General features: G+C 73.9%; 12 protein-coding genes. 8 read left to right on the top strand and 4 right to left on the bottom strand.

What is annotated here, in order from left to right:
• The first annotated feature begins 797 nt into the window (after positions 1-797).
• Positions 798-1,943 (top strand): outer membrane protein assembly factor BamB family protein, encoded by a 1,146-nt coding sequence (locus AC07CM_RS30525; RefSeq protein ID WP_478879681.1) that lies wholly within the window; start codon positions 798-800, stop codon positions 1,941-1,943.
• Here AC07CM_RS30525 and AC07CM_RS30520 read toward each other — a convergent pair.
• Together AC07CM_RS30520 and AC07CM_RS30515 are read right to left on the bottom strand one after the other, a co-directional pair.
• Positions 1,940-2,221 (bottom strand): Lrp/AsnC family transcriptional regulator, encoded by a 282-nt coding sequence (locus AC07CM_RS30520; protein ID WP_020939542.1) that lies wholly within the window; start codon positions 2,219-2,221, stop codon positions 1,940-1,942. The two genes, AC07CM_RS30525 and AC07CM_RS30520, sit on opposite strands and share 4 nt — an antisense overlap.
• Complete coding sequence (locus AC07CM_RS30515; RefSeq protein WP_478879680.1) at positions 2,218-3,012, bottom strand: rhomboid family intramembrane serine protease; 795 nt, start codon at positions 3,010-3,012, stop codon at positions 2,218-2,220. The genes AC07CM_RS30520 and AC07CM_RS30515 overlap by 4 nt, the downstream gene beginning before the upstream one ends.
• Before the next feature lie 152 nt (positions 3,013-3,164).
• Here AC07CM_RS30515 and AC07CM_RS30510 point away from each other — a divergent pair, with 152 nt between their 5' ends.
• The 5 genes from AC07CM_RS30510 to AC07CM_RS30490 all read left to right on the top strand — a co-directional run bounded on the left by AC07CM_RS30510 (position 3,165) and on the right by AC07CM_RS30490 (position 8,538).
• On the top strand, positions 3,165-3,404 hold the full coding sequence (locus tag AC07CM_RS30510) for a hypothetical protein (RefSeq protein WP_014672226.1): 240 nt from the start codon (positions 3,165-3,167) through the stop codon (positions 3,402-3,404).
• Positions 3,405-3,441: 37 nt separating this feature from the next.
• Entirely contained in the window at positions 3,442-4,785 is a 1,344-nt protein-coding gene (locus tag AC07CM_RS30505; protein WP_478879679.1) for an NYN domain-containing protein, read from the top strand.
• A 212-nt stretch (positions 4,786-4,997) separates the two neighbouring features.
• Entirely contained in the window at positions 4,998-6,032 is a 1,035-nt protein-coding gene (locus AC07CM_RS30500; RefSeq protein WP_478879678.1) for a C40 family peptidase, read from the top strand.
• A gap of 233 nt (positions 6,033-6,265) precedes the next feature.
• The gene (locus tag AC07CM_RS30495; protein ID WP_478879677.1) at positions 6,266-7,297 is read left to right on the top strand and encodes a C40 family peptidase; all 1,032 of its coding nucleotides are present in this window, start codon (positions 6,266-6,268) and stop codon (positions 7,295-7,297) included.
• Positions 7,298-7,326: 29 nt separating this feature from the next.
• A complete protein-coding gene (locus tag AC07CM_RS30490; RefSeq protein WP_478879676.1) occupies positions 7,327-8,538 on the top strand; it encodes a hypothetical protein in 1,212 nt (403 codons plus the stop codon).
• 10 nt (positions 8,539-8,548) lie between these two features.
• Here AC07CM_RS30490 and AC07CM_RS30485 read toward each other — a convergent pair whose 3' ends face one another.
• Positions 8,549-9,079, bottom strand: a complete 531-nt coding sequence (locus AC07CM_RS30485) for a PadR family transcriptional regulator (RefSeq protein ID WP_478879675.1) — start codon at positions 9,077-9,079, stop codon at positions 8,549-8,551.
• Positions 9,080-9,168: 89 nt separating this feature from the next.
• Between AC07CM_RS30485 and AC07CM_RS30480 the strand changes: the two genes are divergently transcribed.
• Positions 9,169-10,488 (top strand): MATE family efflux transporter, encoded by a 1,320-nt coding sequence (locus AC07CM_RS30480; RefSeq protein ID WP_478879674.1) that lies wholly within the window; start codon positions 9,169-9,171, stop codon positions 10,486-10,488.
• On the opposite strand, the gene AC07CM_RS30475 is transcribed toward AC07CM_RS30480, so the two are convergent.
• Positions 10,452-11,717, bottom strand: a complete 1,266-nt coding sequence (locus tag AC07CM_RS30475) for a glycosyltransferase 87 family protein (protein ID WP_478879673.1) — start codon at positions 11,715-11,717, stop codon at positions 10,452-10,454. The two genes, AC07CM_RS30480 and AC07CM_RS30475, sit on opposite strands and share 37 nt — an antisense overlap.
• Before the next feature lie 89 nt (positions 11,718-11,806).
• Between AC07CM_RS30475 and AC07CM_RS30470 the strand changes: the two genes are divergently transcribed.
• Positions 11,807-12,949, top strand: a complete 1,143-nt coding sequence (locus AC07CM_RS30470; RefSeq protein ID WP_478879672.1) for a glycosyltransferase family 4 protein — start codon at positions 11,807-11,809, stop codon at positions 12,947-12,949.
• Positions 12,950-12,990 lie beyond the last annotated feature (41 nt).

Genomic DNA, 12,990 nt, shown 5'->3' with positions numbered 1-12,990 from the left:
CCTCCGGGCCCGAGCCGGGCTCTGGTCTCGCGCCCGTCTCTGGTCTCGCGGCTGCTTCCGGGCCGGGCTCCGCGCCCTCGCACGCGTCTGCTTCCCGGCCTACGCCCGCCTCTGGACCTGCGTCCGGCTCCGGGCTTGCGCCCGGCTCTGGGCCTGCGCCTGCCTCTGGGCCTGCGCCTGCCTCTGGGCCCGAGCCCGGCTCTGGACCTGCGCCCGGCTCTGGACCTGCGCCTGCCTCCCGGCCCGAGCCTGCCTCCGGGCCCGAGCCGGGCTCTGGTCTCGCGCCCGTCTCTGGTCTCGCGGCTGCTTCCGGGCCGGGCTCCGCGCCCTCGCACGCGTCTGCTTCCGGGCCTACGCCCGCCTCTGGACCTGCGTCCGGCTCCGGGCCCGCGCCCGGCTCTGGGCCTGCGCCTGCCTCCCGGCCCGAGCCTGCCTCCCGGCCCGAGCCTGCCTCTGGTCTCGCGCCTGCTTCCGGGCCGGCGTCCGCGCCCTCGCACGCGTCTGCTCCCGGGCTCGCGCCTGCCTCTGGTCTCGCGGCTGCTTCCGGGCCGGCGCCCGAGCCCGCCACTGGGCTCGCCCCAGTCTCCCGGCACGAGCCCGTCCACGAGGCCGCCCCCGGGCCGGCGGTCCCGGGCCCGACCGTCCCGGGCGCATCGGCCGCCGTTTCCTCCGAGCCGACCGCCGCGGACCCGGTCACCACAGGTCCGGCGGCCCCGGGCCCCGCCGTCTCGCCTCCCACCGTCCCCGTCCTGCGTTCCTCCGGTGCCGTCGCGCCCGGGCGGCGGCGTCTGCTGAAGGTGCTGGCCTCGGGAGCGGTGGCGGCCGGGGGCGTGGGCGCCGGTGGGTGGCTGTGGTTGCGGGTGAACCACAAGAACGACAACGACAAGAAGGCCATGGAGGGCAGGTTCCGCCCGTCCGTCACCTCCACCCCCGCGGCGGTCGCCGACGGCACCGGCCGTTCCGCGGTGCTGCGCTGGCAGTACGACGTCGGCGGACTGGGCGGTCTGGACGGTCCCTGCTGCGCGCTGTCCCCGGACGGCTCGGTCGTCTACGCCGGCACCTCCGACGGCGTCCTGCACGCGATCTCCCGGGACGGCTCCAAGCGCTGGAAGGTCCGGCTCGGCGACGACGTCTCCACCCCCGTGGCCACCCGCGACGGCGTGTACTGCGTGGTGGGCTTCCATGCCGACAAAGTGCGCAGGCTGACCGCCGTCGCCCCCTCGGGCAGCCCGAAGTGGACCCGCGAGCTCGGCGGCCAGGGATATGCCCTCCCCGTCCTGCTCGGCGAGGACGTTCTCGTCTCCTTCGGCGGCACGGACGCCGGCGGGCTGCGCCGCTACGCCGCCGACGGCAGCGTCCGGTGGACGGCCACGACGCCCGGCGGCCCGACCGGCGTGCCCCTGGTGTCGGGCGGCGTGGTCTACACGGGCAGCTACGGCGATGTCCTGCTGGCGCTGGACGCGCGGGACGGCTCCCGGAAGTGGTCGGTGCGCGCGGGCGCCGACGTGACGGCCACCGCCCTGGCCGGCACCACGCTCTTCACCGACTCCGCCGCCGCACGCCAGGGCTTCCGCATCAAGGACGGCCGACGGCTGTGGCGCACCGAGGACTCTTCCGGCGGGGCGATGACCGGGGGTGGCCGTTCGCTGGCCGTCGGCACGGAGCAGGGCACCGTCTACGCGATCGGGGCGGCCGACGGCTCCCGGGCCTGGGCCCATGACGTCGAGAGCGGCGAGGTCGACCCCCGCGCCGCGGTGGCCGGCGACACGGTGTACGTCCGCTCCGCCGACCGGGTGTGGGCCCTGGACCTGAACGGCCACGAACGCTGGAGCGCGGCCCTGGGCCACGCCGCGGGCGACGACCAGCACACCCCGGTCGTCCGCGGCGGCCGCCTCTACATCCCCTCGGGCACGGGTGTCGCGGCTGTGGACCTGAGCGCCTAGTTGTCCAGCCCGATCGCGAACGCCGCCTCCAGGTCGTGCTGGGAGTAGGTGCGGAACGCGACGTGCGTGTCGGTGCCCTCGACGCCGGGGATCCTGCTGATCCGGCCGGGGATGACCTCGGCGAGGTCCTCGTGCTGCCGTACCCGGACCATGGCGATCAGGTCGTAGGTGCCGGTGACCGAGAAGACCTCGCTGACGCTCTCCAGCGCGGCGATCTGCTCCGCGATCTCGGGGATCCGGTCCACACTGGTCTTGATCAGGACGATCGCGGTGATCACGACTGGTTCTCTCCCTCGGGTGCCGGAGCGGCTGCGGACTTCACTCTAGTCGCCCACCCGTCCGCCACCACCGCCCGTCCGGGGCCGCCCGTCGGGCCCTTCCTCCTGCGGTAACGCACCCATGCGTAGCCGAAGCCCACGCCGAAGCCGACCAGGTGGGCGAGGTAGGCCACCCCGGGTCCCTCCCCGGAGCGGCCGGCCGCCAGCCACTGCAGGGCGGCCCAGAACGGCAGCACGACCCAGGCCGGGAAGCGCATCGGCAGGAAGAACAGAAAGGGGAGGAGACTGGTCACACGGGCGCGGGGGAACAGGTAGAGGAACGCTCCGAGGACCGCCGAGATCGCCCCGGAGGCGCCCACCAGCGACTGCTCGGAGGCGGCGTTGGCGGCCGCGTAGCCCAGCAGGGCCAGGTAACCGCAGCCGACGTAGAACAGGGTGAACTCCACCCGGCCCATCCGTTCCTCGGTCATGATCCCGAAGACGAAGAGGAAGAGCATGTTGCCGAGCAGATGCACCCAGCTGCCGTGCACGAACAGGGCGGTGGCGGGGGAGAGCACCTCCCGGGCCGGCCCGTCGAACAGTTCGCCCGGGACCACACCCCAGCGCCGGAAGTACGCGCGCTGTGCGGCGAGCAGGGCGTCGCCGGAGCCGTAGGCCCCCGTGAGCCCGGAGGCCGGGCCCAGCACGAAGATCACCGAGCACAGGGCCATGAGGGCGTAGGTCATCGGCGCGGAGGCGCCCCGGACCGCCCTGAGCGTTCTGCCGGCCGCCGTGTTCCACGTGGTGATCATGACTACAGAGCATGACGTAACGGACGGAAGCTGACAGACCGCCTCGCCGCCGTGGACGGACGGGCGGCGAGTACCCGCCAGGCCGTAGGGTTACGAGCCACACGCGTCGAGTAGCGGCGCTGACCGATCCGAGAAGGAAGCGAACAGGCACGATGACGGTTCCCCTGCCGACCGCCACGACGCGATGGCGCTGCACCCTCTGCGGCAACCTCACCCGCTTCGACGTGACCCGCTCGTCGAAGGTCGTCGAGTACGTCCACCTCGACCTGGCGGGCGAGCCGACCGTGGAGGAGCGCGAGGTGGTCAGTGAGACCATCGAGTCGGTCCGCTGCCGCTGGTGCAACGCGGTGGACCAGGTGGAACTCGTGGACAGGCCGGGCGCCGGCTCCTGAGCGGAGCGGGCCCCGTACGGATATTGGGGTGTGACGGATGGTGGAGACCGCAGGCGGGGGGCCGGGCGACGGCACCGCTGAGGTGCTTGACCGTCCGCTGCCCGACGGCGTGCGCCGGCGGGTCGTGCAGATCGTCTCGGAGGGCTTCGGCGGCCTGACCGTGGTGGAACTGCCCGCCCAGCTGCGGCAGTACGCCCGATTCACCCCGAATCGACGGGCCAAGTTCGCGGGCAACGCGATGGCGGCCGCGCTGGAGACCGATCCGCTGTTCCGGCAGCGGATCGGGGAGAAGTTCAGAGAGGCGCAGCCGGAACTCTCCGGCGCCCTCGACTCCGGCTCGCCGCCCCCGGCCGCGGACCCGCTCGACGTGGCGGCCGCGGCCTACGTACTGCGCCCGGCGGGCTGGGTGAAGCTGGTCACCGCGGCCGGCGAGGAGGCCCAGCGCGCGGACGCCGAGCGGGCCGACGAGGAGAGCCGGGCCGAGCTGGAGCGGCTGCGCGAGGAGCTGGCCCAGGCCCGGGAGCAGATCCGGACCGAGACCGAACGGCTGCGCGGGGAGCTGGAGTCGGCGAAGAGGGAGACGGAGTCGCTGCACCGCAAGCTCCGTGCCGCCCTCAGCGACGTCAAGCGCGGGGAGGCCGCGCTGCGCAAGGCCCAGGGCGAGATGGAGACCGTGCGCGCCGAGGGGCAGGCGCACGTGTCGGCCGTGGAGAGCGAGTCCCGGCGGCTCAAGGCCCGCCTGGGCGAGGCCGAGGCCGCCGTGGAGGCCACCCGCCGGGCGGCCCGCGAGGGGCGCAGCGTCGAGGACATGCGCGTACGTCTGCTGCTGGACACCTTGCTGGACGCTACCCAGGGGCTGCGGCGCGAACTCGCCCTGCCGCCGGTCTCCGTGCGCCCGGCGGAGACCGTGGACGCGGTCGAACCGGGACGAATGACCCCGAAGGACATCGCGGCCCGCGCCCTGTCCGAGCACGACCCCGCCATCCTCGACCAGTTGCTCGCGCTGCCGCAGGCGCATCTGGTGGTCGACGGCTACAACGTCACCAAGACCGGCTATCCGCAGATGCCGCTGGAGAAGCAGCGGCTGCGGCTCCTCGGCCAGCTCTCGGCGCTCGCCGCGCAGACCGGGGCCGAGGTGACGTGCGTCTTCGACGGCGCCGAACTGGCCGCGCCGGTGCTGCTCGCGCCACCGCGCGGAGTGCGAGTGCTGTTCTCCAAGCCGGGGGTCACGGCCGACGAGCTGATCCGCCAACTCGTGCGCGCGGAGCCGCCCGGCCGTCCGGTGATCGTCGCCTCGACCGACCGGGAGGTGGCCGACGGGGTCGCCAGGGCGGGTGCCCGACCGGTCGCCTCTGCGGTACTTCTGAAGCGACTGTCCTGAAGGTGCAACGCGCATATGCAATGCCCGAATTGACCGAACCGTCACGCAACGTAGCGTCAATCGCGCATCACCGCACGTGAGTTATGTGCAAAGAATGCATTGCGTGACGAGGTTTTTTGGCGCGAGGATTTGATCTGATCACAACCGGGTCACTAGGGTCTGGGCTCGAACCTCCGAACGGGTGATCACTCACAAGAAGGAGTTCGTCCTCCGTGGCGTCCCATCGTCGACCCAAGCAGCCGAGCCGCACGCGTGTCACCGTGCTGACCACCGCAGCCGCCGCTGCCGTCGCGCTGAGCGCGAACGCCGCCAATGCCGCGCCGAGCGAGAAGCTCAGCAAGGACCAGGTGAAGGCGAAGGTCGACAAGCTCTACGAGCAGGCGGAGCAGGCCACCGAGAAGTACAACGGGGCCAAGGAGAAGCAGCAGAAGCTGCAGAAGGAAATCTCCACCATCCAGGACAACGTCGCCCGCGGGCAGCAGGAGCTCAACAAGCTCCGGGACGGCCTGGGTTCGCTGGCCACCGCCCAGTACCGCTCCGGCGGCATAGACCCCTCGGTCCAGCTCTTCCTGTCGTCCAACCCGGACGACTACCTCGACAAGGCGTCCACGCTCGACCAGTTGAGCAGCCAGCAGGTCGAGTCCCTGAAGAAGATTCAGGACAAACAGCGCGAACTCGCCCAGGAGCGGGCAGAGGCCACCGAGAAGCTCAAGGACCTCGCCGCCACCCGCACCGAGCTGGGCAACAAGAAGAAGGAAGTCCAGGGCAAGCTCGCCGAGGCGCAGAAGCTGCTCAACACCCTGACGGCCAAGGAGAAGGCGGCACTCGCGGCCGAGCAGGCGCGCGCCAACCGCTCCTCCACCGAGCGCGTGGACCTCGGCGACGCCCCGCCCGCCTCCGGCCGGGCCTCCGCGGCCTTCTCCGCCGCCCAGAGCAAGATCGGCTCGCCCTACGTCTACGGCGCCGCCGGCCCCTCCTCGTTCGACTGCTCGGGCCTGACCTCCTGGGCCTACGCCCAGGCCGGCGTCTCGATACCGCGCACCTCCGAGGCCCAGGCCAACGCCGGGACGCGGATCTACAACCAGTCCGACCTGAAGGTCGGGGACCTGGTCATCTTCTACGGCGACGCGCACCACGTCGGTCTCTACGCCGGCAACGGCCAGGTGCTGCACGCCCCGCACACCGGTGCCGTGGTCCGCTACGAGTCGATCGGCAACATGCCGTTCCAGTTCGGCGTCCGGATCTGACCCCCGCGACACCGACCCGGGGGCGCCCGAACGGGCGAATCCCGTGAACCCGAACTGACCGCGCGCCCCGCCGGTGACCTGCGTCACCGGCGGGGCGTCAGTGTGTGTTGACGCCCGGGTCTTTGGCCGCGGCCCGTTCGCACGGCTACTGTCTGGCGCGTTTCCCCGCCGCCGGGGTCTCCCCGTCCCCGGCGCCGGGGAAACGGTCTCTGTCCGCCAGCAGAAGGACTGCCGTGGGGTCCCATCGCCGTCTTGCACCGTCCGGGTTCGACCGGGGCGCCGGCGCCGCCCTGTCCGTGATGTCGGCGTTGTCGGCCGCGGCCGCCGCACTGGGCGCCGTACCGGCCGACGCGGCGCCGCACGGAGGCACCCGTGCCGAGGTGGACCGCCTCTACGAGGAGGCCGAGAAGGCGACCCAGGCGTACGACAGCGCCGCGGAGCGGGCCGGGGTGCTGCGCCGGGAGGTCAGGGACGCCCAGGACCACATCGCCCGGCAGCAGCAGCGCATCAACTCCATGCGCGAACGGCTCGGTTCGCTGGCCGGCGCCCAGTACCGCTCCGGCGGCATCGACCCGGCCGTCGCCCTGCTCTTCGCCGACGACCCCGACGACTATCTCGACAAGGCGACCACCCTGGACCGCATCGGTGCCCACCAGGCGGGAGAGCTGCGCGAACTGCGGTCCGCGATGCGCGAACTCGCCCAGGAACGCGCCGAGGCCGCGGGCAAGCTCGTCGCCCTGGAGCAGAGCCGCAAGGCGGTCGCCGCGCACAAGCGGACCGTGGAGAAGAAGCTCGCCAGGGCCCGGCGGCTGCTCAACTCCCTGTCCGCCGCGGAACGCGCCGCCTACGACCGGGCCTCCCGCGCCGGCCGCGGCGGCCTGCCCGGCCTCTACGACCTGTCCGGCGCCGTCGCCCCCGACGCCCGCACGGCGGCCGCCCTGGCCGCGGCCCGCTCCGCCCTTGGCCGCCCCTACGTGTGGGGCGCGAGCGGCCCCTCCGGCTTCGACTGCTCGGGCCTGATGCAGTGGTCGTACGCGCACGCCGGGATCCAGCTGCCGCGTACCTCGCAGGAGCAGCGGTACGCCGGCCGGCGGGTTCCGCTCTCCCAGGCGCGCCCCGGAGACCTGGTCGTCTACCGCTCCGACGCCAGCCATGTGGCGATGTACGTCGGCAACGGCCGGGTGATCCACGCGCCCTACCCGGGAGCGCCGGTGCGCTACGACCCGGTCGGCATGATGCCCGTCTCCTCGGTCACCCGTCCCTGACGGCCCTCTCGGCGCCGTACGATCGGGAAATGGCTGATGGCAGAGGGGCGCGGCGGGCCCGGCGGGTGTGGCGCACCGCCGCGGCGGCCCTCTGCCTGCTGTTCGTCCCGCCCCTTTCGGGATGCGGCGCGCGGACGGCGGCCGACCCGGCGAAGGCCGAGGTGCAGCGGGTGCTCGACCGGCGGTCGGCGGCCCTGCTCGGGCACGACGAGACGGCGTACGGCACGACCGGCACCCGGGCCGAGTACGTCCGCCTGCGCGCGCTGCCCCTGGCCTCCTGGGCCTACCGGGTGACCGCCCTGCGCAGGAGCGGCCCGGGCGCCACCGCCGACGCCGAACTGCGCTACCGGATCACCGGCTACGACAGGGCCCCGGTCAGCGTCCACCGCGTTATCGGCCTGCGCCGCACCGCCGACGGCAGGTGGTACGTCACCGCCGACGAACCCGCGCGCAGGACCGGGCAGCAGCTGTGGGACCAGGGCGCGGTGAGCGCCGTGAAGGGTGCGCACAGCCTGGTCCTCGGGACCGGCCGTAGCGACGGCGAGCTGCGGGAGTACGCCCGGCTGGCGGACCGCGCGGTCCCGGCCGTCTCCGCGGAGTGGGGCACGGGCTGGACGCGCCGGGTCGTCGTCCTCGTCCCGCGCACCCTGGACGGCATGGCGGCCCTGCTGGGCTCGCCCGCCTCCAGCTACCGGGGCATCGCCGCGGTGACCACCGGCGAGGCGGGCGGCGCGGGCAAGGCGCCGGCGGACCGGGTGGTCGTCAACCCGGAGGCGTACACCCTGCTCGGCAGCGTCGGCAAGCAGGTCGTGCTCACCCACGAGACCACGCACGTGGCCACCCGCGCGCACACCGACGCCGCCACCCCGCTGTGGCTCTCCGAGGGGTACGCCGACTGGATCGGCTACCTCGGCACCGGCCGCACGCCCGCAGAGGCCGCCCCGGAACTCGCCCGCGCGGTCCAGGACGGCCATGTCCCCTCGGCCCTTCCCGCCGACGAGGACTTCGGCTTCGACAGCGACCCCACCCACCTCGCGCAGGCCTACGAGGGCGGCTGGCTGGCCTGCCGGATGATCGCCGACCGCTGGGGCGAGGCGCGGCTCGGAGCCTTCTACCGGGCGGTCGGCGCTCATGAGAAGCGGGCGGGCGCGGTCGAGGAGGCGCTGAGGAAGGTGCTCGGCACCACGCCCGGAGCGTTCACCGCCGACTGGCGCGGGTATGTGCGCGGCCAGCTGACCTGAGCGCGCGGGCTCAGCCCGGCCGGCCGAGCAGCTCGACGGCCTCCCGCAGCCATGCCCGCTCGGCCTTGCCGGTGGCCCGGGCGACCCGCAGCATGCCCTGCCGGAACAGGTCGTCGGCCTCCTCCGCGCGCACCGGCTCACCGTCCCGGTAGAAGAAGCTGGCCGGGGTCTCCAGGAAGTCCAGGCGGCGGCGCAGTACGGCGGCCTGTTCGGCGGGCTCGGGCAGGTGGCGCAGGAAGGCCAGGACCGTGTTGAAGCGGACCTGGTCGGTGATCTCGGCCTGCTTGGGGTGGCGCAGCCGTTCCAGCAGATCCGCGCGGCCCTTCCCGGTCAGGGACAGCACCCGGCGCGGGGCCGCGCTCGCGCCCTCCTCGGTGTGCTGGTCGAGCAGCCCGGCGGCGACGAGCCGGTTGATGGCCGGGTAGAGGGCGCCGTCGCTGACCGGGCGGACATGGCCGCTCAGTGCCTTGATGCGCTCCTTCAGCTCGTAGCCGTGCAGGGCTTCCTCGGCGAGGAAGCCCAGGATCGAAAGCTCCAGCACGCGAACTCCTCCTTGCGACGGGCGTGCGGACCATGCTAGCTCTTATCGAGCTACCTCGAAACGAGATAGCTCGATAAGAGGGGGATCCCGTGAACGCTCACCGCAGGCAACTCGTCTCGCTCGCCCGCCCCGTCTACATCTCGCTCCTCGCCTCGGTCGCGTCCGGGATCATCAACACCGTCTGGGTCTCCCGGCTCGGCGGCGCGGCCGTCGCCGCCGTCGCCGCCGCGACCAACACCGAGAACGTGCTGCTCGGTGTCGCGCTGGTCTTCGCCTCCGGCACGACCGTGCTGGTCGCGCACGCCGGGGGAGCCCGCGATCCCGGAGCCCTGCGGGCCGCGGTGCGTGGCGGCTTGGCGCTCTGCGCGGTGGTCACACCGGTGGTCGTGACGGGCGGGTTCCTGCTGCGCGAGCCGCTGGCCCGGCTGATCCTGGGCGGCCACGACCCGGCGGCCCCGCGCCTCGCGGCCGCCTACTTCGCGATCTCCCTGCCCGGCACGGCCGTCTTCTTCGCCCAGCAACTCGTCGACGGCATCCTCAAGGGCACCGGCGACACCCGCACCCCGATGCGGCTCGCCCTGCTGGCCAACGGCCTGATCCTGCTCTGCGACCCGGTCCTGATCCACCTCTGCGGGGTCCCGGGCGCCGCCGCCTCGACCGTGCTGTGCCGCTGCGTGGCCCTGGCGGCGGGCCTGCGCGCCCTCGGCCGCAGCCGCCCGCTGCGGACGGCCGCGACGGCCCGTCCCGCCGCACCCGTCCCCGCCGCCCTGCGCCGCACCCTCACCACGGGGCTGCCCATGTCCGCCGACTTCACTGTGCGGCAGGGCGGGGCACTGGTGCTGATGGCGATCGTGGCGCGGCTCGGTGTCCCGGCGGTGGCCGCCTACGCGATCGCGTACAAGATCATGTACCTCGCCACCATGGCCTTCTACTCGGTACGGCAGGCCGCCGCGATCCACACCGCGCACACCCGGGGCGCCGGAGAGGACGCGCGCCGGGCCGTCGGCCGGCAGGCGACGCTCCTGTCCGGGGTGCTGGGCCTGACGGCGGCCGTCCTGTTCGCCGCCACCGCCCCCTGGCTCATGGCCGCCTTCGGCGCCGGACCCGAAGTCGCCCACCAGGGCGTGCTGTTCCTGCGCTGCGTCGGCCCCTATCTGCTGCTGATGGCCTGCTTCATCGCGGTCGGCGGGGTCTTCGAGGGCGGCGGGGGAGCCCCGGCGCTGCTCCGGGTCACGCTGCTCGGCACCACCGTCCAACTGCCCCTGGCGTACGCCCTCTGCGGCCTGGGCCTGCCCGGCGTCTGTCTGGCGCTGGGGCTCGCGATGGGCGTGCAGTGCGGGGCCGTCGCGGTGCTGCTGCGGCGGGCCCGGCGTCAGGAGGCCGAGGTCTCCTTCACCCGGGTCGCCTGAGGGGGCGGCGGGCTCACGGTGCCCGCCGGGACCGTGGACCGCCACAGCTCACGCGCCGCCATGAGCGCGGCGACGACCAGCAGGCCGTTGCGGAGCAGCAGCAGCGTGACGCCGTACGCGTCGCTCACCACCACGTGGGCGAAGCCGACCGGGAACTCCATGAGCGTCAGCAGGGCCGCCGCCAGGAGCAGCGCGACGGGCGCTCCCATGCGGCTCGCCCGGAAGCACAGGCACACCGCGGCCAGCCCGATCAGCCACACCAGGTACTGCGGGCTGATCACCCGGCTGGTGACCGTGAACAGCAGCACCGCCGTGAAGGCCGCGTCGGCGAGCGTGTGCGACGCGAACCGCGCGGCCCGCAGCCGCCACAGCACCAGCCAGCCGAAGGCGGCCCCGGTCAGCGCCATCGCGGCGCCGCTGACCAGCCCGACCCCGGGGCCGAGGAACTCGACCGACCCGTAGTTCAGCAGCACCCCGCCCGGCCAGCCGAAGTGCCGGGCCACATGGAAGACCAGGCCGCCCAGCGACTCCACCTCGGTGCCCCGGTCCCGCTGGAAGGCGAGGAAGTCGAAGGCGCCGGGCATGGTCGCCGCGAACAGCGCCGCGACCCCGCCCGCGGTCACCCCGGCCGACGCCCACGCCCGCGGCCGCCGGGCCCCCACCAGCAGCAGCGCCGGCCACACCTTGAGCAGCGCCCCGAGGCCCGCCAGCGCGCCCATCACCCGGGGGTGCCGCAGGCCCGCGAGGAGGGCCGCCACGGCCACCGCGGTCACCATCAGGTCGTAGCGGGCGTACACCGTCGGGCCGAGCAGTGGTACGCCCGCCACCCAGGTCCAGGCGCCGCGCGGCGACCGGCCGGGCCGCAGGCCCGTGTACAGCAGCAGGCAGAGCACGGCCAGGTCGGCGAGACACGCCAGGACGAAGAAGGCGTGCGCGTAGGACAGGAACGGCAGAGCGGCCGGGGAGAGGATCGGGAGGGCGGCGGCGGGCGGGTACTGCCAGGTCACGTCGCCCAGCGGGAAGGTGCCCCGGCGCAGCACCTCGTACCAGCCCTGGTAGATCACCGACACGTCGGTGGTGACGTCCACACCGGGCATGACGAGCGCCCCGAGGACGAAGAGCAGCAGCACCAGCCGGGTTGCACACCAGGCCGCGAGCGGTCCCGGCAGGGCCGCGCCCTTCCCGTTCACCGGCACCCCTCCTCCTCGGCCCGCCCGGTCCGGGCCCATGATTGCCCGCGGTCCTGTGCGAGGGCCATGAAGCGCGGCCGAGGACGCCACGGCGAACCGGACAACCCGGCCCGGTAGGGTCGGCGGCGATGCACAAGACCCTGATCGTCACCAACGACTTCCCGCCCCGGCCCGGCGGCATCCAGGCGTTCCTGCACAACATGGCCCTGCGCCTGGACCCGGACCGCCTGGTCGTCTACGCCTCCACCTGGAAGCGCGGCCGGGAGGGTGTGGAGGCCACGGCCGCCTTCGACGCGGAGCAGCCCTTCACCGTCGTGCGCGACCGTACGACCATGCTGCTGCCCACGCCCGGAGCGACCCGGCGAGCGGTCGGACTGCTGCGGGAGCACGGCTGCACCTCGGTGTGGTTCGGGGCGGCCGCGCCGCTCGGTCTGATGGCGCCCGCGCTCAGGAGGGCCGGCGCCGAGCGGCTGGTGGCCACCACCCACGGGCACGAGGCCGGCTGGGCGCAGCTGCCCGCCGCCCGGCAGCTGCTGGGCCGGATCGGGGAGTCCACGGACACGATCACCTATCTCGGCGAGTACACCCGCTCCCGGATAGCGGCCGCGCTCACCCCGGGGGCGGCCCGGCGGATGGTGCAGCTGCCGCCCGGGGTCGACGAGAAGACCTTCCACCCCGGCTCCGGCGGGGACGAGGTCCGGGCAGGGCTCGGCCTCACCGACCGGCCGGTCGTCGTCTGCGTCTCCCGGCTGGTGCCGCGCAAGGGGCAGGACACCCTCATCCGGGCCATGCCCCGCATCCTCGCCGCCGAGCCGGACGCCGTGCTGCTCGTCGTGGGCGGCGGACCCTACGAGCAGAACCTGCGCCGGCTGGCGCGCGAGACCGGTGTCGAGTCCTCGGTCCGCTTCACCGGTGCCGTGCCCTGGTCCGAGCTGCCCGCGCACTACGGCGCGGGGGACGTCTTCGCCATGCCGTGCCGCACCCGGCGCGGCGGCCTGGATGTCGAGGGCCTCGGGATCGTCTACCTGGAGGCATCCGCCACCGGTCTGCCGGTCGTCGCCGGCGACTCGGGCGGCGCGCCGGACGCCGTGCTCGACGGGGAGACCGGCTGGGTCGTGCGGGGCGACGAGCCGGCGGACGCCGCCGAGCGGATCGTCGCCCTCCTCGGGGACGCGGGGCTGCGCCGCCGCATGGGCGAGCGCGGACGGCGGTGGGTCGAGGAGAAGTGGCGCTGGGACCTGCTGGCGGAGAAGCTCAAGACCCTGCTGTGAAACCTTGCGGCGACTCTGGCCGGAACCGGAAAATCCGCACA

Source organism: Streptomyces sp. NPDC044061, from assembly GCF_056434305.1.
Note: the sequence above shows the minus strand (reverse complement) of the source record. Positions and strands in the feature narration are given on the sequence as shown.